Consider the following 23,080-nt stretch of genomic DNA (forward strand, 5'->3'; position numbering starts at 1 on the left):
GGCACCATCGGGCCACAAAGGAGCAAAATGATGATTGATGCCAACCAACCTGCCCCCGATTTCACCTTGCCGTCCACTTCAGGCGACGACGTCACGCTCTCTACCCTGCGTCCCGCACCCGTGGCCCTGTTTTTCTACCCACGCGACAACACCGCAGGCTGCACCAAAGAGGCCATCGCCTTTTCCCACCTGCTGGAAGACTTCGCTGCGGCCGGCGTAAAAGTCTTTGGCATCTCCAAGGACAGCATGAAAAGCCACGACAAATTTGTTGAGAAAAAAGAGCTCACCGTGCCGCTCCTCTCGGATGAGCACGGCACCGTTTGCGAAGACTACGGCGTCTGGGCCGAGAAAAAGATGTATGGCAAAACCTTCATGGGCATCGTCCGCGCCACCGTCCTGATCGACGCCAACGGCAACATCGCCCGCACCTGGCCAAAGGTCAAAGTCGACGGCCACGCCGAAGAGGTTCTGGAGGCGGCAAAAGCACTCTGATGACACAAACTCTTGCAGAAATGGCGGTGGAGGTCCTCACCACCGCCGACGGTCGTACCAAAACCGCAATTTCCAAAAAACACGCCGAAGCGTGGTTTGCCGCGCGCGAAGCCGGTAACCCATTGCCCATCGGCACCGCTAATCCACCGCTGCAACCGGCCCGACCGGAGCAACCGGAGCTTTTGAACCCACGCGACGTGCCCCGCCGCAAACCTGGCAGCCCGCAGGGCCGCATCGCCATGCTGCACGCTGTGGCGCACATCGAGCTCAACGCCGTGGACCTGCACTGGGACATCATCGCCCGCTTCACCGACGTTGACATGCCGCTGGGATTCTATGACGACTGGGTCAAATCTGCCGCCGAAGAATCCAACCACTTCAACCTGATATGCGACAGTCTTGAAGCCAAAGACAGTTTCTACGGCGCGCTCCCTGCGCACGCCGGCATGTGGCGCGCAGCTGAGGATACAGTTGATGACCTGATGGGTCGTCTCGCTGTGGTGCCAATGGTGCTCGAAGCCCGCGGCTTGGATGTAACCCCAGGCATGATCCGCATCTTTGAAAACGCCAAAGACGCGCAAACACTGGAAGCCCTGCGCATCATTTACGCCGAAGAAGTGGGCCACGTCGCTTATGGCTCCAAGTGGTTCAACTTCCTCTGCGGCCGCCACGCGCTTGACCCCAAAGTCACCTTCCACGGCTTGGTACAGAAATACTTCCACGGCGCTCCGAAACCGCCGTTCAACGAAGAAAAACGCGCCGACGCTGGCCTACCGCCAGACTTCTATTGGCCGCTCGCCGACGAAGAGCCGCCCGCCTACGCCCGCTGAACATCGGCGGCAAACCGCCCATCTCTGCGCCACATCCGCGCCATACCCGCCTAAAAAGGTCAAAATCCTTGCCGGACATGGCCCAGGCGGCTAAAACCCTGCCCCAAGGCGCCATCAAAAGGCGTTGGGGACAAAGGGTTGCGCCGGGGGTGGCGTGCTCTGGGATGGGACTAAACAAGGAATTCTTCCGTGAGAACACGACTCGCGATCCGCGCGCACGCGATCCTGGAACGCTTCTTTCCGGAACGCAGGCTCTTTCTTCGGTCAGACACAGACACCCGCTTCATTCGCCTGAAGCCAAGCACGCAGCTTGTTGCTTTTGTCGGCTCTTCCGCCATCGTCGCCTGGGCCATCATCGCCACCGCAATCCTGTTGATGGACAGCATTGGCTCCGGCAATTTCCGGGAACAAGCCAAGCGCGACCAACTCACCTATGAGCAGCGCCTGAACGCCCTTTCCTCTGAACGCGACATGCGCACCGAGGAGGCTCTGGCGGCACAAGCCCGCTTCAACTCCGCACTCACACAAATTTCCGATATGCAGTCCGAACTGCTCGCTTCGGAAATCCGTCGCAAAGAGCTGGAAACCGGCATCGAGGTCATCCAGGCCACCCTGCGCCGCACTATGCAGGAGCGGGAACTCGCCCGCGCCGAGGTTGTCGCCCGCGATCAGGCCCAAGCAGAGACCCAAACGGCTCTTATCGGCTCTTCGCCTTTGGGCAATGACATGCTGGACGTGCTGTCCACCGCGCTCAATGAAACCGCCGCTGAGCGGGACGAAGTGGTTGCCAACGCCCAACTGGCCCTGCGAGCCGCTGAGGAAATGGAGCGTGAACTCCTGCTGATGGAAGAGAAGAATGATAAAATCTTCCGCCAGCTCGAAGACGCGATGACCGTCTCTGTAGAGCCGCTGACCAAAATGTTCACCGCCGCCGGTCTGGATACCAAAAGCCTGATGGATGAGGTTCGTCGCGGCTATCAGGGCCAAGGCGGCCCGATGATGCCTCTCAGCTTCTCCACCAAAGGCGCGGAGATTTCGGAAGAAACCCTACGCGCCAACCGCCTTCTAGAACAGCTGGATCAGTTGAACGTCTACCGCATCGCTGCGGAAACCGTGCCGTTTGACAATCCACTGAAGTCCGCCTTCCGCTACACCTCTGGTTTTGGCATGCGTTGGGGCCGGATGCACAAAGGCACCGATTTTGCCGCCCGCTATGGCACGCCGATCCATTCCACAGCGGAAGGTGTGGTGGTTCATGCCGGCTGGCTGTCCGGTTACGGGCGTCTCATCAAAATCAAACATGACCACGGAATTGAAACCCGCTATGCCCACTTGGCGAAAATCCGCGTGAAGGAAGGCCAAAGGGTCTCGCGCGGCGACCATATTGGTGATATGGGCAATTCTGGACGCTCGACCGGCACGCATTTGCACTACGAAGTGCGCGTCAATGGTCGCGCAGTGAACCCGATGACATTTATCAAGGCTGGAAGAGATGTTTTCTAAGAGCAAAATCAACGACCCCGCACCGACTACAGACACTCCGGCCAAGCCTGCGGCCGCCGACGCCTCCCCGATTCCGGCGGCACCGGCCAAGGCCAGCGAATTCAAAAGCGCGTCTGCCCCAAAAGCCAAGCCACCTGCCTCTGTGCTGTCCTCTGACCTGCACATCTCCGGCAACATGAAAACCACCGGTGACATTCAGGTGGAAGGCACTGTTGAAGGCGACATCCGCGCCCACCTGCTGACCGTTGGCGAAAGCGCCACCATCAAAGGTGAGATCATCGCAGACGACGTGGTCATCAACGGCCGCATCGTCGGCCGCGTACGTGGTCTGAAAGTACGCCTGACCTCCACTGCGCGTGTAGAAGGCGACATCATCCACAAGACCATCGCCATCGAAAGCGGCGCCCACTTTGAAGGCTCCGTACAGCGCCAGGACGATCCACTGACCGTTGGCAAAGCCGCCGCGCCAAAGGCCGCAGCCCCTACTGCCGCGCCCGCCGCTGCCGCAAAGCCAGCGAAATAAGCGACAAAATCGCCACAGACGTTTGAAACCGCTGCGCCCTTGGCGCGGCGGTCTTCTTGTGGGCAACCGTCTGAAAACACGGCAAAACCTCTAACTGATCACCTTCCAAGCAGAGCAGTCCCCGCCATCACAGCTGCCAAACCTCCCGATTTTCTCCCCTAGGCAGAGCCAAATTCGCTTCCTACGCTCCCAGAAGGTATATTTGGGAGTGATATAAAATGTTTCAGAAACTCGGCGCAGAATTCATCGGCACCTTCTGGTTGGTGCTCGGCGGCTGTGGCAGTGCGGTCCTTGCCGGCGGTGTGGCGGATGTCGGCATCGGCTGGCTTGGCGTCAGCTTCGCCTTTGGTCTTACGGTGATGACCATGGCCTATGCTGTGGGCCACATCTCCGGCGGACACTTCAACCCCGCCGTCAGCCTTGGCCTCATGATCGGGGGCCGTTTTGAGGCCAAAGACCTGATCCCCTACTGGGTAGCACAAGTTGCCGGCGCCATCGCCGCAGCGATAGTTCTTTACCTCATTGTCTCCGGCGCGCCTGAGTTTGCCGGTGTCGGCGGATTTGCTTCCAACGGCTACGGTGAGGCGTCTCCGCAAGGCTACTCCATGATGTCTGCTCTGATCATCGAAGTGGTCCTGACTGCAGCCTTCCTCTTCATCATCCTCGGGTCCACCTCCTCTGGCGCACCCGCAGGCTTTGCCCCCATCGCTATTGGCCTGGGCTTGACCCTGATCCACTTGATCTCCATCCCGGTCACCAACACCTCGGTGAACCCCGCCCGCTCTACCGGCGTGGCGCTTTTTGCCGACGGTCCCGCTCTGGCACAACTCTGGTTGTTCTGGGTTGCCCCTTTGCTTGGCGGCGCAATTGGTGGCATTCTGTGGAAGGTCATCGGCTCTGACGAGTAACCCGTAAACCACCGCGAGGGCGCACAGCCCTCGCCCTTTGTATCAGTGGCAAGGATACGGTGACCCAAAAGGACCAAACCAACCCCGGGGAGCCCCACAATGAAATGTCTGACTCTGCCACTTGCTGCGGCGCTTTTGACCGCAACCGCTGCCACCGCCAAAGACCTGCAATTCCTGCTCGTCAATGAATCCAGCGCAGCCGTCACCGCCTTCCACGTCAGCACCTCTTCCTCTGACAGTTGGGAAGAAAACCTGATTGCCGGCGGCTACTTGGACTCCGGCTATGAAATCAACGTGCTGATCGCGGACGGTTAAACCACCTGTGTTTACGACGTGCTGGCAGAATTTGCCGACGGCGCCACGTTGGAAGACTACAACCTCGATCTCTGCGAAATGGGTAGCTACACCTTCGCCGACTACCCCTAACCTGAGCCCGCTTTACAGCACATTGTAGTGCTCCACAGCGGGCTCAAACACTTTGGCATCCTGCAGGGAAAATTTCTCGAAACCCTCGGTCGCGCTCTGTATCCGGTCACAGCGAAATGTGCGCGGCGCATCCCGCAAATGATCCCAGGCCAGCACATACCACACCGGCGAACACAGCAGCAGGTAATGCGGCGCAATCGTGCGCTTAGATTTCGCCCCGTCCTCGCGCACATAGGAAATCTCCACCAGTTTCTGGTTGAGAAACGCCTGATGCAAGGTCTGCACCACCCGCGGCTTCGGCTCCCCCATGGATGTCTGCACCGGCAGAGACGCCTGCTCCGCAATTAAAATCCGTTTCTTGATGCCTTCCACAGCCCGCCGCTTCTCTTTGGAAAACGACGCAATCAACTGCCGCCGAATGGAGCCCATCTTGGCCAGAAACAGCGGCGAGTTCATCTGCTCTGCCACCGCCAGGCTGATCAAAAGGTCGACACTCTCCGCGTAAGACAGGTTGAGCCGGCCTACACCCCAGTTCACATCCATGCGCACGCCACCACCCCGGCCGCGTTCCGCCTCAATCGGCATGCCCTGCGCCCGCATGATCTCCAGATCCCGCGCAATGGTGCGCCGGCTCACCCCATGGGTCTTGGCCAAATCCTCAACCGTACAGGGCTCTTCGCCCTTTAGCTGGGCCGCGATCTGATCCAACCGCATCATCCGGGTTTGTGCATCCGCACGCGAACGTTTCTGTGTCATGCGCACAAATAGGACATAAAACGGCGCATTACTCAATATCCCGTCCCTGTCACACATACAGGAGACTCCCATGACACCCATCACCGTTCTGGCCCCGATCAAACTGGCGCCCAACAAGACCGAAGCCGACCTGCTGGCGGCCTCCGCCAAATTCCAATCTGAGTTTGTCGCCCATGAACCGGGTGTGCTGCGCCGCGAGCTGGTCCGCGCCCAAGACGGCACCTATCTCGACATCGTGCAATTCCGCAGCGAGGCCGATATGGCCGAGGTCATCGAAAAAGAAATGCAATCGCCAGCCTGCGCCGACTTCTTTTCCGTGATGGACCTGACCGACTTTTACCCGGATGCCCCTATGGACACCTACGTCTCACTGGAAACCCACGCGGCCTAAATCAGTTGAACACCAGCGCCTTCACCGGAATGACAATCGCCATGGCGCGAATGACCACCGCATTGGTCACGCCCAGCCCGTCAATCGCCTTATACATAAAGGCATGAAGGCCGGTGAGCCCGTTTTCCGCGATGAATTGGGAGTGGTCCGTAAAGCCAACCCCGGTGCAGCGACTGCCTGGCGGCACGCCCTCCACTTTCTCCGGAAAGATCGGCTCCATAATCGCCAACAAGGTGCCGGGCCGAATGCGGTCCTGAATATCAATCAAATTGTCGCCGGGCCGAAACTGTCCGGCGGCAATCGTGTCCTGCACCTGCACCACCCGCATCGGGATCACCGTCAATGGCTTCGCCGGGCAGGTCATTTCAATCAACATGCCCTCTTTCACGATGCCCGCTGAAATCTGCCGGAAGCCCGCCATGAACCGCCGTGGCCCCGCCATATCCGCCACCAGAACACCGGCAGGCCGCAGGATCGGGTTGATCACATCACCGGGCTTGAGCTGAAACTGCGTCACCGTCCCGCTGACCCCGGCATACACCGTGGACAAGGCAATCTCCGTCTCCGCCTGCGCCAAGGCCGCCTCGGCACTGTCCCGCTGTGCTGGCAAAGTGTCACTGACCCGCAAGGTGGCCGCCTGCACCGCCGCAATCGCCGCGTTGCGCTGGCCCTCGGCCACATCCACCGCATTGGACAACTGTTCCAACTCCTGCTCTGTCACCACGGTGCTGTTGCGCTCTGCAATGCTTTGCCGCCGCTGCAAATCATCCCGCGCCTGGGTCAGCTGCGCCTCAGAGGCATCCAACTGCGCCTGCGCTCCGGCAATCTCTGTGGCGCCAAGCAGCAAGGCCGCATCTACCTCCGCAATCTGCCGCCGCGCCGTTTCCGCCGCCGCTTCTTGCCGCGAGGTATCCAGCCGGAACAACGGATCCCCTTCCGCCACCCGGTCATGGTTGCTCACATAAACCTCCGCCACACGGCCACCGGATTCTGACAGGATCGTCACGGTGCGGAAGAACGAGGTGATCTTGTCCGAGGTTGGGTGATAATAGAAAATCAACGTGATCAGTGAAATCGCCAGTACTGCGCAGCACGAAATTCCCCAGCGCAACTCGTACCAGACGTTGAAGAATGTGATCTCATACCCCAGACGTTTACCCTGCGCAAAACGGCGATACAGGATATCCGGCACCAAGGTCACAAGGCAGCTCAACATCAACTCAAGCATTGTCCTGCACCTTCGCCTCTGCCTCGACCTCAACAGCCTCTTCCGGTGCGGCATCTATCTCCGGAGGCGCCTCCCGTGCGGCCAGCGCCTGATCTACCCGCGCAAAATGATCCGGGAACAGCTCATGAAACGGAATCGCCGCCAGCAATATGCCCGCAATCCAGAACGCGTTGTTCATGGTGAAAAGAGAAATCACGCCCAAAATGCCAACGATCTGCATCTGAATTTTGTGACTGCCAGAGGCCATGCGGTCAGGAATGGCCTGCACTGTGAAATACAGCGCTCCAAGGCCTAGCAAAACCACGACCAGAAAGATGCCAATTCCCAGCATAAAGTAGTCTGTGCCACCAGGCGCAACGACAAAAAAAGGTAGTTCGGCGTCCATCTCGCGCCTCCCCAAAAGCTATTGAAATCCCAATAACTTCAACCGTAACGCGGAAAACCGGTTTCAATCAACGGTTCTGACATGTTTGGCGCGCGGGCTTACTTGTCCAGCATCCATTGCCCATCCGGCCAAAACGCATGAAAGGCAAAGGCAAACAGCACATCATGCGGCACATCGTTTCCGCTGCCGTCCCTCACCCGAATGGTGCCCACATCCTTGCTCTTGCCGATGTTGGCTTTGTCCAACGCCGACGCCTGCCCCGCCTGCCAAGAGATGGTGATCCCCGCTTCTGACACGTTGCCTTCCTCGGCCAATCGCGTCATCGGCCAGGCCCGATCCCCCACGCGCACCACCCGCACCAAGGGTGGCATCCCATGCGGCGGGTTCTCTCCGCTAAACAGAAACGGCCGCGCCGAGCTGTCATAACGCACATAAGGATTGCGCCCATAGTCACGGTTGTATGGCGGCTCCGCCATCACCAGCCCCTTCGGATGCCGCGCCTTGAACTGCGCCCAGCTCTCCATCCAGGTGGGCAAAGCCTTCAGCCTCACCCCGGTCATCTCACCCACAATCCCAGTGCCAATCGCCTGCTGCCACCAGCTCTGGGTCTCGCGGTCATACATCACCATGTCGCTGTTGCGCAGCTTGCCCGACACCCCAAGCGTCAGAACTTTGCCTTTGGCCCGCCGATCAAAGGTGATTGCAGAATTGCACAACGGGCAAAAAGTGACCGCAATGGGCGTCTTGCCCACCTGATCATTTACAATCTCATGCCAGGTCAGATAGCGGATCGGATAAGCCCGTGGCAGCTCACCGGGCATCTCCACCGTCACCACCGGCTCGCGATCCCCAATCCGGCTCTCGTCGCCAACCCGAATGAACTGCGGATCACTCAGCGCTGGAATCCCATCTTTGGGCGGCCCACCACTCATGATCTCGACCCAATTGTTGATGCTGGTTCTGGAAAAATCCGTCTCCGGCCACTCATGCTTCCAGAAACTCGGATCAGCCCAAGCCGTCCCCCCAACAGCCAAAGCCACAGCCACCGCCGCCAAACGTCCCAATCGTTTCAATGCCATAGACCAACCCTCCCGCGCTTCTCAAAAGCCTGCGCCGAAACCTGCCTCCGCACCAGCCCTCACACGCAGATGTGAGACGCCTTTACCAATCCTCAATCCCTCTGCCGCATAGCTAGCTCCGCAGCATTTGCCTCAAAAAAGGAAAATTAAAGTTGTTAGAAGAACAACCCTCTGCCGCCGACCTCGATCTCATTGCCGAGTTTGAACCCCGTTTTGAGATGTTGGACGCCAACAGCCTCGTGGCCCTCGCCGAAAACGCCCCCCTGGGCGATGGCGGTGTACACGCCTCCAATCTGCTGGCCCAAGCGCTTGAGAAAGACCCGCATCACCACGCGGCGCATCTCCTGAAAGAGCAATTGCATCAGATGTTTGTGCCCCGCTGGCACTTCCCCATGCTGGCCGACACCGTGCGCAACCAAGCCTACGCCAAAGCCATCGCCGCCAAGGTGCAGCCGGGCGACATTGTGCTCGACATCGGATGCGGCGCCGGCCTCACCGCCATGCTCGCCGCCCGCGCAGGCGCCAAGCACGTCTACGCCATCGAAGGCCAGCCGCTGATTGCCGCCGCCGCCAAACAGGTGATCGCCGACAATGGTCTGAGCGAGAAAATCACCGTGCTGTCCAAATGGTCCCATGAATTGATCATCGGCGAGGACCTGCCAGAGCGCGCCGACGTTGTGGTCTCTGAAATTGTCGACAGCAACCTGCTCGGCGAAGGCGCTCTGGCCACACTGGCCCACGCGATGGAGCATCTCGCCAAACCCAACGCCCGGGCCGTGCCGGAAAGCGGCATGCTCAAGGCGCAACTGGTGGAAAGCGCCACCCTGCGCAACCAGTACCGCCCACTTGAGGCCGAAGGCTTTGACCTCTCCGCCTTCCACAAATTTGCCAATGTCGCGCAGGTCACCCCCAACGACTCCGCCGCCTGCGGCCTGCGTCCCTTAGGCCCCACCAGCGAGCTGTTCCACTTCGACTTCACCCGCCCGGATATGTCCCACGGCAAAACCACCCTGCCGCTGTTCTGCACCACCATGGGCACCGCCCATGCGGTTGTGGTCAGCTTTGACATGGTGCTGGCGCCGGGCATTTCGGTCTCCAATGACCTCAACACCGACGGCCACTGGGGGCGTTTCTCCTATCTGCTGGAGCACTCCACGCCGGTCAGTGTTGGGTCGCAAGTCACCATCACCGCGCAACACGACGCCACCAAGCTCAGCGTGTCGATCCACGACACTGCCCCGGCAGAGCGCCCCATCATCTGGCAGCGTGGTGTCAACAGCCGCAGCACCTTTGCGCCTTTGCCCGAGGCCACTCCGTCATGGTTTGTACCAGACACGCAGGAGACACCCTCTTCCGAGCGTCCGATGCACTAAGGCGCACACACAACACAAAACACAAAAGGCCCACCGCAAAGCTGCGATGGGCCATTTTTCTTTGAGCAACGCCGACGGGCGCTCTTAAAATCACTCGGTCACAGAGACTTTCTTCATCATGTCCGGCTGACCAACCACAGCGCCGTTCTGGCCGGTGCCACGTTTGATCGCATCGACCACATCCATGCCATCGGTCACTTGACCCACAACGGTGTACTGGCCGTTCAGGAATGGGCCCGGTGCAAACATGATAAAGAACTGGCTGTTGGCGGAGTTCGGGTTCTGGCTGCGCGCCATGCCGACAACACCACGGTCGTAGTTGATGTCAGAGAACTCCGCAGGCAGGTCCGGACGGTTAGACCCACCCCGGCCCGCCATGCGCATGTCGCCACCCATTTTGCCATATTGCACGTCACCGGTCTGCGCCATGAAGCCGTCAATCACGCGGTGGAACACCACGCCATCATACTGGCCTTCGGCGGCCAACGCGGTGATCTGCTCAACGTGCTTTGGCGCTACATCTTCCAACAGGTCGATGGTAATGACGCCATTGGCCTCACCTTCCACCTCAATCTGAAGACCAGCGGCCAGCGCCGGGCTGGCCATCACGGCAAACGTCGCTGCAAGCTTAAGCATCGACATCTGAAGCCACCTTTACGCTGATCATACGGTCTGGGTTCGCAGGTGGCTCGCCACGTACAATCGCGTCCACATGCTCCATACCCTCAACCACACGGCCATAAACTGTGTACTGGCCATTCAGGAAGTGGTTGTCTTTGAAGTTGATGAAGAACTGGCTGTTCGCGGAGTCAGGCATCTGGCTGCGCGCCGCGCCCAGGGTGCCGCGGTCGTGTGGCAGCTTGGAGAATTCCGCCTTGAGGTTTGGCAGATCGGAACCACCGGTGCCCGCCATGCGGATGTTGAAGTCTTTTTCCATGTTGCCGTTGGCCACGTCGCCGGTTTGCGCCATGAAGCCGTCGATCACGCGGTGAAAACACACGTTGTCGTACTGACCAGAGCGTGCCAGCTCTTTCATGCGCTCGGCATGACCCGGTGCCACATCCGGCAGCAGCTCGATAACAACCGTGCCACCGGTCAGTTCCATCAGGATTGTGTTCTCAGGATCTTTGATCTCAGCCATTTCGGCGCTCCTCAATGTAAATTCTTGCCCCGTAGTTAAACATCCCTACGGCGATTGCCAAGAGAGCGTTGACCCCGTGCTCCAGTGCGCTAGGAATGCGGCAACGGATTTTCTTTGGAGATTGAGACCATGGCGTGGAAGACCCTCGATGAAATGCAGCTGAGCGGCAAAAACGTGCTGACCCGCGTGGACATCAACGTGCCGGTTGCGGACGGCGTGGTCACCGACACCACCCGCATCGACCGCATTGTCCCCACCGTGAAGGACATCCTCGCCGCTGGCGGCAAACCGATCCTACTGGCGCACTTTGGCCGCCCCAAAGGCGAACGTGTGCCAGAGATGTCCCTGCAACAACTGGTCCCTGCTCTTGAAGCGGCCTTTGGCACCAAAGTGATGTTTGCCGCGGATTGTGTCGGCCCCGCGGCCGAAGCTGCCGTGAACGCGCTGGCCGATGGCGATGTGCTGCTTTTGGAGAACACCCGCTACCACGCGGGCGAAACCAAAAACGACGCCGACCTGACTGCCGCCATGGCCAAACTCGGCGACATCTTCTGCAACGACGCCTTCTCCGCCGCCCACCGTGCCCACAGCTCCACCTGCGGCCTGGCTCACGCCCTGCCCGCCTGTGCCGGTCGCTTGATGCAGGCCGAACTCTCCGCGCTGGAAAGCGCGCTGGCCGATCCGGTCCGTCCGGTCACTGCGGTTGTGGGCGGCGCCAAAGTCTCCACCAAATTGGAGCTGCTCGGCAATCTCGTCTCCAAGGTCGACAACATCGTAATCGGCGGCGGCATGGCCAACACTTTCCTCGCAGCGCAAGGCATCGACGTCGGCAAATCGCTGGCCGAGCACGACATGACCGACACCGCGTCTGAAATTCTCGCCAAAGCCAAGGCCGCTGGCTGCACCATCGTGCTGCCCACCGATGTGGTTGTGGCGCGTGAGTTTGCCGCCAACGCCGCCAACGAAACCGTAGCTGCCGACGCCTGCCCCGCCGACGCCATGATCCTGGACGCGGGGCCTGCCACCGTTGCGCAGGTCTCTGAAGTCTTCGAGGCCTCCAAGACCCTGATCTGGAACGGTCCAATGGGAGCTTTTGAAATCGAACCGTTCAACGCCGCCACCGACGCCGCTGCTCTCAAAGCCGCCGCGCTCACCAAATCCGGTGCTCTGGTGTCTGTGGCCGGCGGCGGTGACACCGTTGCGGCGTTAAACGCCTCCGGCGCTGCGGCTGACTTCAGCTACATCTCCACCGCAGGCGGCGCATTCCTGGAATGGATGGAAGGCAAAGAACTGCCCGGCGTGGCAGCACTGAGCCAGTAACACCAGATTTGCGCAAACCGCGCAAAACAAAGGCGCAAATTTAATCCGACACTCAAATTAATGAGCGGTAGCGCCACCATAATTGCACCCGTTGGCCGGCTCCTCTATGAGCTAGGGCAACGGGGCTTTAACCCTTTATTCACAACCATTTTTTTGATGGGGACAGATATGTCAAACCAAGCTCAAGCAGAAAAGATCTCCAACGGCCAAGGCTTCATCGCCGCGCTCGACCAATCCGGCGGATCTACCCCAAAGGCCCTCGGCCTCTACGGCGTGCAGGCGGATGCCTACAGCAACGACGCAGAGATGTTTGACCTGATCCACGGCATGCGCTCCCGCATCGCACAGGCCCCGGCCTTCACCGGCGACAAAGTGGTTGGCGCAATCCTGTTTGAAATGACCATGGACCGCGACATCGACGGCACCCCGACCCCGACCTACATGTGGGAGAAGCGCGGCGTTGTGCCTTTCCTGAAAGTCGACAAAGGTCTGGAAGCTGAAGAAAACGGCGTTCAGATGATGAAACCCATGCCAGAGCTCGACACCCTCTGCGAGCGCGCAGTATCCAAGGGTGTGTTTGGCACCAAAATGCGCTCCGTGATCTCGGCCGCCAACGCCGACGGTATCCGCGCCATCGTCGCACAGCAATTCATGGTTGGTGAGCAAATCATCGGCCACGGTTTGATGCCGATCATCGAGCCAGAGGTCACCATCTCCATCGCAGACAAAGCCGAGGCCGAAGACATCCTTTTGGCCGAGCTGACCGCCGCGCTGGACATCCTGCCCGAAGATCAGCAGGTGATGTTGAAACTGACTCTGCCATCCAAAGCCAACCAGTACAAATCTCTGGTCGACCACCCCCGCGTAATGAAAGTTGTGGCCCTTTCCGGCGGCTACACCCGCGAAGAAGCCAACGCAAAGCTGGCGGAAAACACCGGCATGATTGCCAGCTTCTCCCGCGCCTTGACCGAAGGCCTGTCTGCGCAGCAGAGCGACGACGAATTTGCCGCCACCATCGCAGACAGCATCGAAGGCATCTACCAAGCCTCCATCGCAGGCTAAACCTCAGCGACAGACATCAAAAAAGGCGCCTCCTCACGGGGCGCCTTTTCATATCAAGCCAATGAGGCCAACAACGCCTGCGACGGGTCGCCCGTCGGCTCCAATCCGCGACTGCGCTGATAGTCGGCAATGGCGGCGTTAGACTTTGGCCCCAGCACGCCATCCGCCCCACCAGTGTCATATCCCCGCGCCGTCAAACGCGACTGCAAGGCAATCCGGTCGTCTTTGGTGAGCCCATACTGATCCGGCGGGAACGCTGTCCGCAAAGGTCCGCCCCCAGCAATTCGATCCGCCAGATGCCCCACGCCAATCGCGTAACTGTCCGAATTGTTGTAGCGTTTGATTGCCGAGAAATTCCCGGTCACCCCAAACCGCGGCCCACCGGCCTGCGGCTGGATCACCCGCCCCGCGCTCTCCCCCGGCCGCAGTTCCCGCCCCCAAGACACACCACGTGTCCAGCCATTGCGTTGCAAATAAGCCGCCGTGGAGGCCAAAGCATCCGATGGATCATCCGACCAGATATCGCGCCGCCCATCCCCGGTATAATCCACCGCAAAGGCTTGATAACTCGTGGGAATAAACTGCGTGTGCCCCATCGCTCCGGCCCAGCTGCCGGTCATGCGGTCCACCGTGATATCGCCGTTCTGCAAAATCCTCAGCGCCGCAATCAGCTGCTTCTCATAAAAACTCCCGCGCCGCCCATCAAAGGCCAGCGTCGAGGTGGCCGAGATCACAGGAATGTCACCCTTGCGCTCACCATAGTAACTCTCCAGCCCCCAGATCGCACAGATGATCTCCGCATCCACGCCATAGCTTTGCTTGAGATTGCGCAGCGTGCTGCCATGCCGCGCAAACGCCGCCTTGCCTTTGGCAATCCGCTCATCCGAGGCTGCTATCGACAGATAATCCTCCAGCGTGCGGGTGAACTCTGTCTGGTTGCGATCGCGCTTGATCACCCCCGGCAAATACCCGGTGTTGCGAAACGCCGCGTTCAACGTGGTCTCACTGATCCCCGCGCTCAAAGCCCGCCCGCGAAAACTCGTAACCCAAGCGTCATAGGCGCCATTGGGCGTGGGCCGCAAATCCACCGGCAACCCTTGCGCAATAGACGCAGTCTGCCGTGACGGCGTGGTCGAGGTGCCCTGACAGGCCGCCAATGCCAATGACGACAACCCCACCAGAAAGTTCCGACGTGAAAAACTCATACCAACTGCCTCTTGTTGTCCGGCCTATGTGCCAAATTCATTGCCAAGAAGTGTGGCAGAGATTTTTGGGAGGGGCGAGAGGGAAAATACGCGACAAAAGGCAAGGAACACCTTCCTCTACGCCGTCGCCACGTATTCTCAAAACTCAACTTAAGCGTTATATGGGGATAACGCCGCCAGTGACTTTAAAGAAGCCAGAGTTTTTATGATCAACAAAAACAACGCGCTCTATTACCTCACCGCAGGGTGGCTGTTTGCCACAGTGGCGACTGGGCTCTACTACTCGGCGAACAGCGCGACCCCCACCGCAGATGTGACGGCGCAAACCAACGCCAACTTGCACCAAATATCGGTCGTCGACATGGCTCCCGGAGACACGGCTTTCAGCGGCTTTAACGGGAAACCAGTGGTGATCTGGCGGCGCAGCCTGCCACAAATGGCAACCGCGCTGGTTCAGTGGGATTCCAGCCTTGCGTATGACGACATACTGGAGAGCCTGCAGGACGGATCACTCGAAGCGGACATGGACCCCAAGCAATTCACATATCTCGAATGGCTTGTGATCAGCCCGGTGGACATGGGTGGCATCGGCTGCGTCACCTTGGCCGATGCGGGGGATTTTGGCGGCTTTTTTGATCCCTGTCGCGGCACGCATTTTGATCTATGGGGACGCGTCAAAAAAGGACCAAGCGAGCACGACTTACAAGTTGTGCCCACTCGGTTTGATGACAACCGACAGTCCGTTTTGATTGATCTCACCGATATTCAAAGGTTCAGATGATTTCGGAAACCGATCTCAAAACTTCGCCATACACTCCTGCGCCCGTTCAATTGCATTTTTGGGTGTTTTGAGCTTCACGGTCACAGCCCGCGGCGAGCCTTGGAATGCCACAAACTCGCGGGCTTTTTCCAGATCGACCACAAACTGCGGGTTGTCAAAAACGATGTAACCGCCGGTGAAGCCGCCAGAAACGGTCTGGGACACAGACGACGCCGTCCCCGAGTAGATGTTGCCATTCACCACAATCGCAATCTCGCGGTCCCCGTCCGCCGGCGCTTCGCCTTTGACAAAGGCTCCCAAATAGGCAGCGTCCTGCGCCATGGTGAGACCCGCCTGCACCACGCTGTTTTCGCTGCGCCACTCAATGAAACAGGACTGCCGCGTGTTGTTCTTGAAGACCGTCTAGTATTTTGAACTCAAATAGGTCTCCACATTGTCACCAGAGGTCGGCAGAACGGTGTCATCCGCGGCAAAGCTCATCGACGCCGCGAAAAGTGCCGCCGCAGCGGTCAATCCGGTCACAAAGGTCTGAACAGGGTTAAACAGGCTCATGAAGGCTATTCCTTTCAAAAAATACGATTTGGGCCAAGCATAGGCACGGCCCGTTGAAGGTAAATTTCTTGTTAGGGTAGAGCATTCCTTGCAACCGGTCCATCACTCAGAAGGTGCGCATCAAACGCCTCCATGCGGAGAGCATCGTTTCAATCCGCCTAGCCCACCGCCCGCTGCCTTCACAAACGCAACATTTGGCACGCGCAAAACACGCACCTCCGCAAAACAGTCGCGATACAGACAAAATACCGACGTGAAATTTGGCACAATTTAGCCGGTTAACGCCCTACCCCAACCGCGCAATGATGGCGTCCACATCCATGCCGCGCACGGCCCCGGGAAACGCCCCGCGATCCCCTGCAACCCGCGAGCTGACATAGCCTTCCGCCACCTCCGACGGCGCGGTTTTAATCAGGCTCGCCGCGGTCAAAAGCACCGCCAAGCTTTCCACAAACCACCGCGCCTCCGCCTCATGGGGAAGCCCCGGCCAGCGCTCAAAATGCACCTTCAAAGCCGCATCATACCGCGGATCTGATCCGGTCACCGATGTCAGCACTGCGCGCAGCGCTTCGCACGCTTCTGGCTCCTTCACCAGCGCCCGCAAGACGTCCAGACAAATCACATTGCCGGAGCCTTCCCAGATGCCATTGAGCGGCGCTTCACGATAAAGCATCGGCATCGGCGTCTCCTCGACGTAGCCCATGCCCCCCAGCATCTCCATCGCCTCCGCAATCACGCCAATACAGCGTTTGTTGTTGAGGTATTTCGCCAAGGCAACGCCAATCCGCGCCAGAGCGCGGCTCTCCACATCGTCGCGATCAAAAGCACCTGCGAGGAACATGCCCACCGACAAAGCTGCCTCAGTGTCCACCGCCAAATCGGCCAACACAGACCGCATCAGCGGCTGGTCGATCAAGCGCTTTTGAAACGCAGAGCGTGACGCCACCCACCAATGCGCTTCTTGCACCGCCGCGCGCATCAACCCTGCCGGAGCCAACACCGTGTCCAAACGCGTGTGATGCACCATTTCGATAATGGTCCGCACCCCCGCGCCCTCTTCGCCGACGCGGTAGGACAGCGCATTGTGATATTCAATCTCAGAACTGGCATTGGCCTTATTGCCCAGCTTGTCCTTAAGCCGTTGAATACGAATGCCATTGCGCTCCCCTTCCAGCCAGCGCGGCACCAGAAAACAAGTGAGCCCGCCCTCGGCCTGCGCCAGCGTCAGGAACCCGTCACACATTGGAGCGGAACAGAACCATTTGTGCCCATTCAGTCGATACGCCTCGCCATCGCGACTGGCTTTGGTGGTGTTGGCCCGCACATCGCTGCCACCCTGCTTTTCGGTCATCGCCATGCCCAGCGTCGCGCCTTGTTTGGCGCCAATCGGCGTGGTGCGGGGATCATAAACACCTGAGGTCAAACGCGGTGTCCAAACCTCTGCCAGATCCGGCTGATGCCGCAGCGCGGGCACAGCCGCGTAAGTCATCGTCAATGGACAGGCCACGCCCGGCTCCAGCTGCGCCATATAGTAGGTCAGCACCGCATGGGTCGCATGCCCGCCAGCCTGCCCGTCCCAAGCCGCAGAGGCATAGCCCGCTTCTAAGCCCGCTTGCATCACCGCGTGGTAGCCGGGGTGAAACTCCACCTCATCCACCCGCCGTCCAGCCCGATCAAACGTCTTGAGCCGCGGCACATCCCGCCGCGCGTCCTCCGCCGCCTGTCTTAGCGTCTCACCGCCACATTCGGCCCCAACCTGCGCCAAATGATCCACCCGCGCACCCGCCGCTGTGGCGTGCTCTCTTAGCGCGTGATCCTGCCCCCAAAGATCCACCGCCCGCTGCGGTTCAGGTTGGTTAAAAACCTCATGCGATCCTAACTGTGACACCGGCCGTGATGTGGTCATTTCTGGCTCCTCCCGCACCCAGCCTGACCGGAGAAAAACGCCCTGCCAACATTCCCGTCACGTCACAAAAATAAATGAAAAAACTTGTCGTTAAGGGATTCACACAGCGAATCACCTAAGATATAAAGAAATCAGACGGCGCAAAGCCGCACTCAGAGGCAAAAATGACAGCATCTTCCACCAAACCGGCCCTTGGCGCGCTTGCGTTTTTCGGCATCGCTTTCACGCTGGCGATCTACTTCACCTTCGCCGCTGTGCAAGGCGATTACGGCCTGTTCCGTCGTGTGGAGATCCTGGCGGAAAAGCAGCAGCTGGAAGCCGAGCTGGCTCTGGCACAGGCGGAAGTGGCCCATATGGAAAACCTCACCCGCCGACTGTCTGACAGCTATCTGGACCTTGATTTGCTGGATCAACAGGCCCGCGACGTGCTTGGTATGATCCGCGCTGACGAGCTTGTCATTCGCTAAATCCACGAACATCCTGACACTACAGACCTTTTTCCACTCGCAACCCATGCGGTGATCCGCTACCCTTCCTGCAAGTATGGTTTAACACTAAACCATTTTGTCTTTGGGAGGAGCCACCATGGCGGCAAAACGTGCTGCAAAGAAGCCCAACGTCTCGGGCGAAGACCTCACGCAATACTACCGCGACATGCTGTTGATCCGCCGCTTCGAAGAGAAGGCCGGCCAACTCTACGGCATGGGCCTGATCGGCGGTTTTTGCCACCTCTACATCGGCCAGGAAGCCGTGGTTGTGGGCCTAGAAGCCGCAACAGAAGAAGGTGACAAGCGCATCACATCTTACCGCGACCACGGGCACATGCTGGCCTGCGGCATGGATGCCAACGGTGTGATGGCTGAGTTGACTGGCCGCGAGGGCGGCTACTCCAAGGGCAAAGGCGGCTCCATGCACATGTTCTCAAAAGAGAAGCATTTCTACGGCGGCCATGGCATTGTCGGCGCCCAAGTTCCTCTCGGCGCGGGCCTCGCCTTTGCGGACAAATACAAAGACAACGGCCGCGTTACCTTCACCTATTTTGGCGACGGCGCTGCCAATCAGGGTCAGGTCTATGAAACCTTCAACATGGCCGCACTTTGGGATCTCCCGGTGGTGTTTGTTATCGAGAACAACCAATACGCCATGGGCACCGCTCAGGCCCGTTCCACCTCCTCACAGGACATTTACAAACGCGGTGAAGCCTTTGGTATTCCTGGAGAAATGGTCGACGGCATGGACGTCCTCGCAGTCAAAGACGCCGGCGAACGCGCCGTGAAACACTGTCGCTCCGGCAAGGGTCCCTACATCCTTGAGGTCAAAACCTACCGTTATCGCGGCCACTCCATGTCCGACCCCGCAAAGTACCGCACCCGCGAAGAAGTGCAGAAAATGCGTGAGGAGCGTGACCCGATCGAAAGCGTGCGTCAGATGCTCCTGACCGGCAAACACGCCTCTGAGGATGATCTGAAAGCGATCGACAAAGAGATCAAAGCCGTCGTGAATGCCTCGGCGGACTTCGCCAAGGAAAGCCCCCTGCCAGACGAGTCCGAACTCTGGACCGACATCTACGCATAAGCCAACGAGAGGACATAGATATGGCTACTGAAATTCTCATGCCCGCCCTCTCTCCGACCATGGAAGAAGGCACGCTGGCCAAATGGCTGGTCAAAGAAGGCGACACCGTACAGTCCGGTGATATCATTGCCGAAATCGAAACCGACAAGGCCACAATGGAGTTTGAGGCCGTCGATGAAGGTGTGATTGGCAAAATCCTTGTGGCTGAAGGCAGCGAGGGTGTGGCCGTGAACACAGCCATCGCCATTCTGGCCGAAGAAGGCGAGGACGTCAGCGCTATTGAGGCAGCTCCAGAAGCGTCTGATGCCAGCGCACCAGCTCCTGCCGCCGACGCCCCTGCCTCTGTGCCTGCTCAAGCCGCCCCAGCCGCGCCAGCGCCGGATTTGTCTCCGGATTGGCCCGAAGGCACGCCCATGAAAACCCAGACCGTGCGCGAAGCGCTGCGGGACGCCATGGCCGAAGAGATGCGCGGTGACGAAGACGTCTACCTGATGGGCGAAGAGGTCGCAGAATATCAAGGCGCCTATAAAGTCAGCCAGGGTCTGCTGGACGAGTTTGGCAGCAAGCGGGTCATCGACACGCCCATCACCGAGCATGGTTTTGCCGGTATCGCAGTGGGCGCGGCTTTTGGCGGCTTGAAGCCGATTGTTGAATTCATGACATTCAACTTCGCCATGCAAGCCATTGATCAAATTGTTAATTCCGCAGCCAAGACACTCTATATGTCTGGCGGCCAAATGGGCGCACCTATGGTGTTCCGTGGTCCTAACGGTGCGGCAGCGCGTGTCGGTGCGCAGCACAGTCAAGACTATGCCGCCTGGTATGCTCAAATACCGGGCCTCAAAGTTGCGATGCCTTACTCGGCCTCTGACGCCAAAGGGTTGCTCAAATCTGCGATCCGCGATCCAAACCCGGTGATTTTCCTGGAAAACGAAATCATGTATGGCCGCAGCTTCGAAGTGCCCGCCATGGATGATTTTACCATTCCTTTCGGCAAGGCCCGCATCTGGCGCGAAGGCTCTGACGTGACCATCGTCAGCTTCGGCATAGGCATGCAATACGCCCTCGAGGCCGCAGACAAACTGGCAGAAGACGGCATCTCCGCCGAAGTCATCGACTTGCGCACGCTGCGCCCGATTGACTATGACACAGTGATCGCCTCGGTGATGAAAACAAACCGCTGTGTAACCGTGGAAGAAGGCTGGCCGGTGGGGTCCATCGGCAACCACCTGTCCGCGACCATCATGGAACGCGCATTTGACTATCTGGACGCCCCGGTGATCAACTGCACCGGCAAAGACGTCCCGATGCCTTATGCGGCCAACCTCGAAAAACTGGCGCTGACGACCACAGATGAGGTCATCACGGCAGTGAAAAAAGTGACCTATCGGTGAGGAGACACGCACATGCCTATTGAAATCCTCATGCCCGCCCTCTCGCCCACTATGGAAGAAGGCACTCTGGCCAAATGGCTGGTCAAAGAAGGTGACGAAGTGTCCTCTGGTGACCTGTTGGCGGAGATTGAAACCGACAAGGCCACTATGGAATTTGAAGCCGTCGAGGACGGCGTGATCGGCAAGATCCTGGTGCCGGAAGGCTCCGAAGGCGTTGCTGTGAACTCGCCTATTGCCATCTTGCTCGAAGACGGCGAAAGCACGGATGATCTTGGCGCTACTCCAGCTGCGACGCCTGCCGCAGTGAGCGAAAGTGCACCTGAATCCGCCACCTCCGAGGTTCCAGAGCCTCCTGCCCCCGCAGCGCCCGCGGCCCCTGTAGCGGCAGACGGCAATCGCATCTTCGCATCGCCACTTGCACGACGCATCGCAGCCAACAAAGGCTTGGACCTCGCGACCATTCAGGGGTCCGGCCCACGGGGACGCATCGTGAAGGCAGATGTTGAAGGCGCGACGGCATCACCTGCTACTCAGCCCGTGGCAACTGCGCCAAAACCATCCGCACCGGCGCCAGCAACCAAACTGCCTAGCGGTCCGGACACCGACACGGTCCTCAAAATGTACGCGGACCGCGACTTCGAAGAGGTTGCTCTGGACGGCATGCGCAAAACCATCGCCGCGCGTCTTACAGAAGCCAAACAGTCGATCCCGCATTTCTATCTGCGCCGCGACATCAAATTGGACGCTCTTTTGGCGTTCCGCAGCCAGCTCAATAAGCAGCTCGAGAAACGCGGTGCAAAGCTATCGGTGAATGACTTTATCATCAAAGCCTGTGCGTTGGCCTTGCAAGAAGTGCCGGAAGCCAATGCCGTTTGGGCCAACGACCGTATCTTGAAGTTGTCGCCTTCTGATGTGGCCGTCGCCGTAGCCATCGAAGGTGGCCTGTTCACCCCGGTGCTCAAAGACGCCGAGATGAAGTCCCTCTCCGCACTCTCTGCGGAAATGAAAGACCTCGCCACCCGTGCAAGAGATCGCAAACTGGCCCCTCATGAGTACCAAGGCGGCAGCTTTGCCATCTCCAACCTCGGCATGTTCGGCATCGACAACTTTGATGCGGTGATCAACCCGCCGCATGGCGCGATTCTAGCGGTCGGCGCAGGCACCAAGAAACCGGTTGTGAACGCCGAAGGTGATCTGGAGGTCGCAACTGTGATGTCCGTAACCCTGTCCGTCGATCACCGTGTGATTGATGGTGCCTTGGGGGCACAGCTGCTGAATTCCATTGTCGACAATCTGGAAAACCCAATGGCAATGCTGGCCTGAGACAACACACCAGACAACGCAAAAAGGACCGCACCATGCGGTCCTTTTCCATTTAAATCAATGACCTGTCAGCCTTTGCTACAGTCACCAATATCCTGGTTCATATTCACGGCAGGCTGATCACAGCCCGCTTCGCCGACCACTTTTGCAGGTACACCGGCTACGGTCGAACATGGCGGCACTTCTTGCAGCACCACAGAACCAGCAGCCACGCGACTGCAGTGGCCCACTTTGATATTGCCCAGCACCTTGGCTCCGGCGCCAATCAAAACGCCGTCGCCTATTTTGGGATGGCGGTCCTCTTCCTCTTTGCCGGTGCCACCAAGCGTCACTGAGTGCAGCATCGACACGTTGTCCCCCACGACAGCGGTCTCGCCAATCACAATGGAATGCGCGTGGTCGATCATGATGCCTTTGCCAATCTTGGCGGCTGGGTGAATGTCGATGCCAAAAATCTCACTGGTACGCATCTGAATAAAGTACGCCAAATCCGTGCGCCCCTGACGCCATAGCCAATTACCAATGCGATAGGCCTGCACAGCCTGATACCCTTTGAAATACAGGATCGGCTGCAAAAGACGATGGCACGCCGGATCGCGGTCATAAATCGCCATCAAATCCGCCCGAGCAGATTCTGCAATCGCCGGATCAGAGGCAAAGGCCTCATCTGCGATCTCTCGCAGGATCACCATCGACATCTCGTTGGAGGACAGCTTCGCGGCAAATCGATAACTCAACGCACGCTCAATGGTGCGATGGTGCAAAACGCAGGCATGCACCAGGCCGCCCATCAACGGCTCTTCCTTTACCGCCTCTTCCGCTTCTCGCGTAATGCGCTGCCAGACCGGGTCAAGTTCGGTCACTTTGGGTTGCGTCTCAGCCATCCTGGTCCCCTTTTCTCCCTGCCAGTCTACACCACCTAGGCAA

Annotated in this window: 26 protein-coding genes; 15 read left to right on the forward strand and 11 right to left on the reverse strand. The window is 58.9% G+C overall.

Features of this window, described 5'->3' with window-relative positions; translation table 11 throughout:
• The first annotated feature begins 30 nt into the window (after positions 1 to 30).
• The 6 genes from SIB38_RS14865 to SIB38_RS14890 all read left to right on the forward strand — a co-directional run bounded on the left by SIB38_RS14865 (position 31) and on the right by SIB38_RS14890 (position 4,571).
• Complete coding sequence (locus SIB38_RS14865) at positions 31 to 492, forward strand: peroxiredoxin (protein WP_294115035.1); 462 nt, start codon at positions 31 to 33, stop codon at positions 490 to 492.
• Entirely contained in the window at positions 492 to 1,322 is an 831-nt protein-coding gene (locus SIB38_RS14870) for a ferritin-like domain-containing protein (RefSeq protein WP_412550488.1), read from the forward strand. The genes SIB38_RS14865 and SIB38_RS14870 overlap by 1 nt, the downstream gene beginning before the upstream one ends.
• A gap of 189 nt (positions 1,323 to 1,511) precedes the next feature.
• The gene (locus SIB38_RS14875; protein ID WP_294115040.1) at positions 1,512 to 2,825 is read left to right on the forward strand and encodes a M23 family metallopeptidase; all 1,314 of its coding nucleotides are present in this window, start codon (positions 1,512 to 1,514) and stop codon (positions 2,823 to 2,825) included.
• Positions 2,815 to 3,348 carry a bactofilin family protein gene (locus SIB38_RS14880; RefSeq protein ID WP_294115044.1) on the forward strand — a complete coding sequence of 178 codons (534 nt, stop codon included), beginning with the start codon at positions 2,815 to 2,817 and terminating at the stop codon, positions 3,346 to 3,348. Before SIB38_RS14875 ends, SIB38_RS14880 begins: the two co-directional genes overlap by 11 nt.
• 218 nt (positions 3,349 to 3,566) lie before the next feature.
• On the forward strand, positions 3,567 to 4,256 hold the full coding sequence (gene aqpZ / locus SIB38_RS14885) for an aquaporin Z (protein ID WP_412550489.1): 690 nt from the start codon (positions 3,567 to 3,569) through the stop codon (positions 4,254 to 4,256).
• A 99-nt stretch (positions 4,257 to 4,355) separates the two neighbouring features.
• Positions 4,356 to 4,571 (forward strand): hypothetical protein, encoded by a 216-nt coding sequence (locus SIB38_RS14890; protein WP_412550490.1) that lies wholly within the window; start codon positions 4,356 to 4,358, stop codon positions 4,569 to 4,571.
• Between the two features lie 123 nt (positions 4,572 to 4,694).
• Here SIB38_RS14890 and SIB38_RS14895 read toward each other — a convergent pair whose 3' ends face one another.
• The gene (locus SIB38_RS14895; protein WP_412550491.1) at positions 4,695 to 5,438 is read right to left on the reverse strand and encodes a helix-turn-helix transcriptional regulator; all 744 of its coding nucleotides are present in this window, start codon (positions 5,436 to 5,438) and stop codon (positions 4,695 to 4,697) included.
• A 70-nt stretch (positions 5,439 to 5,508) separates the two neighbouring features.
• Here SIB38_RS14895 and SIB38_RS14900 point away from each other — a divergent pair, with 70 nt between their 5' ends.
• Complete coding sequence (locus SIB38_RS14900) at positions 5,509 to 5,829, forward strand: hypothetical protein (protein WP_294115052.1); 321 nt, start codon at positions 5,509 to 5,511, stop codon at positions 5,827 to 5,829.
• Between the two features lies 1 nt (position 5,830).
• Here SIB38_RS14900 and SIB38_RS14905 read toward each other — a convergent pair whose 3' ends face one another.
• From SIB38_RS14905 to SIB38_RS14915, 3 genes are all read right to left on the reverse strand, one after another.
• Entirely contained in the window at positions 5,831 to 7,057 is a 1,227-nt protein-coding gene (locus tag SIB38_RS14905; protein ID WP_294115055.1) for an HlyD family secretion protein, read from the reverse strand.
• The gene (locus SIB38_RS14910) at positions 7,050 to 7,442 is read right to left on the reverse strand and encodes a hypothetical protein (RefSeq protein WP_294115059.1); all 393 of its coding nucleotides are present in this window, start codon (positions 7,440 to 7,442) and stop codon (positions 7,050 to 7,052) included. Before SIB38_RS14910 ends, SIB38_RS14905 begins: the two co-directional genes overlap by 8 nt.
• A gap of 98 nt (positions 7,443 to 7,540) precedes the next feature.
• The gene (locus SIB38_RS14915; protein WP_412550492.1) at positions 7,541 to 8,521 is read right to left on the reverse strand and encodes a DUF3179 domain-containing protein; all 981 of its coding nucleotides are present in this window, start codon (positions 8,519 to 8,521) and stop codon (positions 7,541 to 7,543) included.
• 218 nt (positions 8,522 to 8,739) lie between these two features.
• On the opposite strand from SIB38_RS14915, the gene SIB38_RS14920 reads away from it, so the two are divergent.
• A complete protein-coding gene (locus SIB38_RS14920) occupies positions 8,740 to 9,894 on the forward strand; it encodes a 50S ribosomal protein L11 methyltransferase (RefSeq protein WP_412552049.1) in 1,155 nt (384 codons plus the stop codon).
• A 90-nt stretch (positions 9,895 to 9,984) separates the two neighbouring features.
• On the opposite strand, the gene SIB38_RS14925 is transcribed toward SIB38_RS14920, so the two are convergent.
• Together SIB38_RS14925 and SIB38_RS14930 are read right to left on the reverse strand one after the other, a co-directional pair.
• Positions 9,985 to 10,530: a peptidylprolyl isomerase gene (locus tag SIB38_RS14925; RefSeq protein WP_412552050.1), complete on the reverse strand. Its 546-nt coding sequence runs from the start codon at positions 10,528 to 10,530 to the stop codon at positions 9,985 to 9,987.
• Positions 10,523 to 11,035: a peptidylprolyl isomerase gene (locus tag SIB38_RS14930; protein WP_294115064.1), complete on the reverse strand. Its 513-nt coding sequence runs from the start codon at positions 11,033 to 11,035 to the stop codon at positions 10,523 to 10,525. Before SIB38_RS14930 ends, SIB38_RS14925 begins: the two co-directional genes overlap by 8 nt.
• Before the next feature lie 129 nt (positions 11,036 to 11,164).
• Between SIB38_RS14930 and SIB38_RS14935 the strand changes: the two genes are divergently transcribed.
• Entirely contained in the window at positions 11,165 to 12,355 is a 1,191-nt protein-coding gene (locus tag SIB38_RS14935) for a phosphoglycerate kinase (protein ID WP_412550493.1), read from the forward strand.
• A 168-nt stretch (positions 12,356 to 12,523) separates the two neighbouring features.
• Positions 12,524 to 13,417, forward strand: a complete 894-nt coding sequence (locus SIB38_RS14940; protein WP_294115070.1) for a fructose bisphosphate aldolase — start codon at positions 12,524 to 12,526, stop codon at positions 13,415 to 13,417.
• A 53-nt stretch (positions 13,418 to 13,470) separates the two neighbouring features.
• On the opposite strand, the gene SIB38_RS14945 is transcribed toward SIB38_RS14940, so the two are convergent.
• Positions 13,471 to 14,622 carry a lytic murein transglycosylase gene (locus SIB38_RS14945; protein ID WP_412550494.1) on the reverse strand — a complete coding sequence of 384 codons (1,152 nt, stop codon included), beginning with the start codon at positions 14,620 to 14,622 and terminating at the stop codon, positions 13,471 to 13,473.
• A gap of 205 nt (positions 14,623 to 14,827) precedes the next feature.
• On the opposite strand from SIB38_RS14945, the gene SIB38_RS14950 reads away from it, so the two are divergent.
• Entirely contained in the window at positions 14,828 to 15,403 is a 576-nt protein-coding gene (locus tag SIB38_RS14950) for a ubiquinol cytochrome C oxidoreductase (protein WP_294115073.1), read from the forward strand.
• A gap of 15 nt (positions 15,404 to 15,418) precedes the next feature.
• On the opposite strand, the gene SIB38_RS14955 is transcribed toward SIB38_RS14950, so the two are convergent.
• From SIB38_RS14955 to SIB38_RS14965, 3 genes are all read right to left on the reverse strand, one after another.
• Positions 15,419 to 15,724: a hypothetical protein gene (locus SIB38_RS14955; RefSeq protein ID WP_412550495.1), complete on the reverse strand. Its 306-nt coding sequence runs from the start codon at positions 15,722 to 15,724 to the stop codon at positions 15,419 to 15,421.
• An 81-nt stretch (positions 15,725 to 15,805) separates the two neighbouring features.
• Positions 15,806 to 15,955, reverse strand: a complete 150-nt coding sequence (locus SIB38_RS14960) for a hypothetical protein (protein ID WP_412550496.1) — start codon at positions 15,953 to 15,955, stop codon at positions 15,806 to 15,808.
• 286 nt (positions 15,956 to 16,241) lie between these two features.
• Positions 16,242 to 17,861, reverse strand: coding sequence for an acyl-CoA dehydrogenase family protein (locus SIB38_RS14965; RefSeq protein WP_294115076.1), 1,620 nt, complete (start codon positions 17,859 to 17,861; stop codon positions 16,242 to 16,244).
• Positions 17,862 to 18,025: 164 nt separating this feature from the next.
• Here SIB38_RS14965 and SIB38_RS14970 point away from each other — a divergent pair, with 164 nt between their 5' ends.
• The 4 genes from SIB38_RS14970 (at position 18,026) to SIB38_RS14985 (ending at position 22,153) form a co-directional block, all read left to right on the forward strand.
• The gene (locus SIB38_RS14970) at positions 18,026 to 18,328 is read left to right on the forward strand and encodes an FtsB family cell division protein (RefSeq protein ID WP_294115078.1); all 303 of its coding nucleotides are present in this window, start codon (positions 18,026 to 18,028) and stop codon (positions 18,326 to 18,328) included.
• A gap of 118 nt (positions 18,329 to 18,446) precedes the next feature.
• A complete protein-coding gene (gene pdhA, locus SIB38_RS14975) occupies positions 18,447 to 19,436 on the forward strand; it encodes a pyruvate dehydrogenase (acetyl-transferring) E1 component subunit alpha (protein WP_294115080.1) in 990 nt (329 codons plus the stop codon).
• Between the two features lie 20 nt (positions 19,437 to 19,456).
• Positions 19,457 to 20,830, forward strand: a complete 1,374-nt coding sequence (locus tag SIB38_RS14980; RefSeq protein ID WP_294115082.1) for a pyruvate dehydrogenase complex E1 component subunit beta — start codon at positions 19,457 to 19,459, stop codon at positions 20,828 to 20,830.
• Between the two features lie 12 nt (positions 20,831 to 20,842).
• Positions 20,843 to 22,153: a pyruvate dehydrogenase complex dihydrolipoamide acetyltransferase gene (locus tag SIB38_RS14985; RefSeq protein ID WP_294115085.1), complete on the forward strand. Its 1,311-nt coding sequence runs from the start codon at positions 20,843 to 20,845 to the stop codon at positions 22,151 to 22,153.
• Positions 22,154 to 22,221: 68 nt separating this feature from the next.
• Here the strand turns inward: SIB38_RS14985 and cysE are convergent, their stop codons facing one another.
• A complete protein-coding gene (gene cysE / locus SIB38_RS14990; RefSeq protein ID WP_294115087.1) occupies positions 22,222 to 23,037 on the reverse strand; it encodes a serine O-acetyltransferase in 816 nt (271 codons plus the stop codon).
• Between the last annotated feature and the right edge of the window lie 43 nt (positions 23,038 to 23,080).

It is taken from the genome of Shimia sp. MIT910701, from assembly GCF_047126315.1.
Classification (GTDB): domain Bacteria; phylum Pseudomonadota; class Alphaproteobacteria; order Rhodobacterales; family Rhodobacteraceae; genus Shimia.

Bases quoted from the DNA above. Each gene is read 5' to 3' on its own strand.
- SIB38_RS14905 (WP_294115055.1), bottom strand. From the start codon at position 7,057: ATGCTTGAGTTGATGTTGAGCTGCCTTGTGACCTTGGTGCCGGATATC.
- SIB38_RS14945 (WP_412550494.1), bottom strand. From the start codon at position 14,622: ATGAGTTTTTCACGTCGGAACTTTCTGGTGGGGTTGTCGTCATTGGCA.
- SIB38_RS14955 (WP_412550495.1), bottom strand. From the start codon at position 15,724: ATGGCGCAGGACGCTGCCTATTTGGGAGCCTTTGTCAAAGGCGAAGCG.
- aqpZ (WP_412550489.1), top strand. From the start codon at position 3,567: ATGTTTCAGAAACTCGGCGCAGAATTCATCGGCACCTTCTGGTTGGTG.
- SIB38_RS14925 (WP_412552050.1), bottom strand. From the start codon at position 10,530: ATGCTTAAGCTTGCAGCGACGTTTGCCGTGATGGCCAGCCCGGCGCTG.
- SIB38_RS14940 (WP_294115070.1), top strand. From the start codon at position 12,524: ATGTCAAACCAAGCTCAAGCAGAAAAGATCTCCAACGGCCAAGGCTTC.
- SIB38_RS14865 (WP_294115035.1), top strand. From the start codon at position 31: ATGATTGATGCCAACCAACCTGCCCCCGATTTCACCTTGCCGTCCACT.
- SIB38_RS14920 (WP_412552049.1), top strand. From the start codon at position 8,740: ATGTTGGACGCCAACAGCCTCGTGGCCCTCGCCGAAAACGCCCCCCTG.
- SIB38_RS14970 (WP_294115078.1), top strand. From the start codon at position 18,026: ATGACAGCATCTTCCACCAAACCGGCCCTTGGCGCGCTTGCGTTTTTC.
- SIB38_RS14910 (WP_294115059.1), bottom strand. From the start codon at position 7,442: ATGGACGCCGAACTACCTTTTTTTGTCGTTGCGCCTGGTGGCACAGAC.
- SIB38_RS14930 (WP_294115064.1), bottom strand. From the start codon at position 11,035: ATGGCTGAGATCAAAGATCCTGAGAACACAATCCTGATGGAACTGACC.
- SIB38_RS14960 (WP_412550496.1), bottom strand. From the start codon at position 15,955: ATGAGCCTGTTTAACCCTGTTCAGACCTTTGTGACCGGATTGACCGCT.
- SIB38_RS14950 (WP_294115073.1), top strand. From the start codon at position 14,828: ATGATCAACAAAAACAACGCGCTCTATTACCTCACCGCAGGGTGGCTG.
- SIB38_RS14915 (WP_412550492.1), bottom strand. From the start codon at position 8,521: ATGGCATTGAAACGATTGGGACGTTTGGCGGCGGTGGCTGTGGCTTTG.
- SIB38_RS14985 (WP_294115085.1), top strand. From the start codon at position 20,843: ATGCCTATTGAAATCCTCATGCCCGCCCTCTCGCCCACTATGGAAGAA.
- pdhA (WP_294115080.1), top strand. From the start codon at position 18,447: ATGGCGGCAAAACGTGCTGCAAAGAAGCCCAACGTCTCGGGCGAAGAC.
- cysE (WP_294115087.1), bottom strand. From the start codon at position 23,037: ATGGCTGAGACGCAACCCAAAGTGACCGAACTTGACCCGGTCTGGCAG.
- SIB38_RS14870 (WP_412550488.1), top strand. From the start codon at position 492: ATGACACAAACTCTTGCAGAAATGGCGGTGGAGGTCCTCACCACCGCC.
- SIB38_RS14965 (WP_294115076.1), bottom strand. From the start codon at position 17,861: ATGACCACATCACGGCCGGTGTCACAGTTAGGATCGCATGAGGTTTTT.
- SIB38_RS14980 (WP_294115082.1), top strand. From the start codon at position 19,457: ATGGCTACTGAAATTCTCATGCCCGCCCTCTCTCCGACCATGGAAGAA.
- SIB38_RS14880 (WP_294115044.1), top strand. From the start codon at position 2,815: ATGTTTTCTAAGAGCAAAATCAACGACCCCGCACCGACTACAGACACT.
- SIB38_RS14890 (WP_412550490.1), top strand. From the start codon at position 4,356: ATGAAATGTCTGACTCTGCCACTTGCTGCGGCGCTTTTGACCGCAACC.
- SIB38_RS14900 (WP_294115052.1), top strand. From the start codon at position 5,509: ATGACACCCATCACCGTTCTGGCCCCGATCAAACTGGCGCCCAACAAG.
- SIB38_RS14895 (WP_412550491.1), bottom strand. From the start codon at position 5,438: ATGACACAGAAACGTTCGCGTGCGGATGCACAAACCCGGATGATGCGG.
- SIB38_RS14935 (WP_412550493.1), top strand. From the start codon at position 11,165: ATGGCGTGGAAGACCCTCGATGAAATGCAGCTGAGCGGCAAAAACGTG.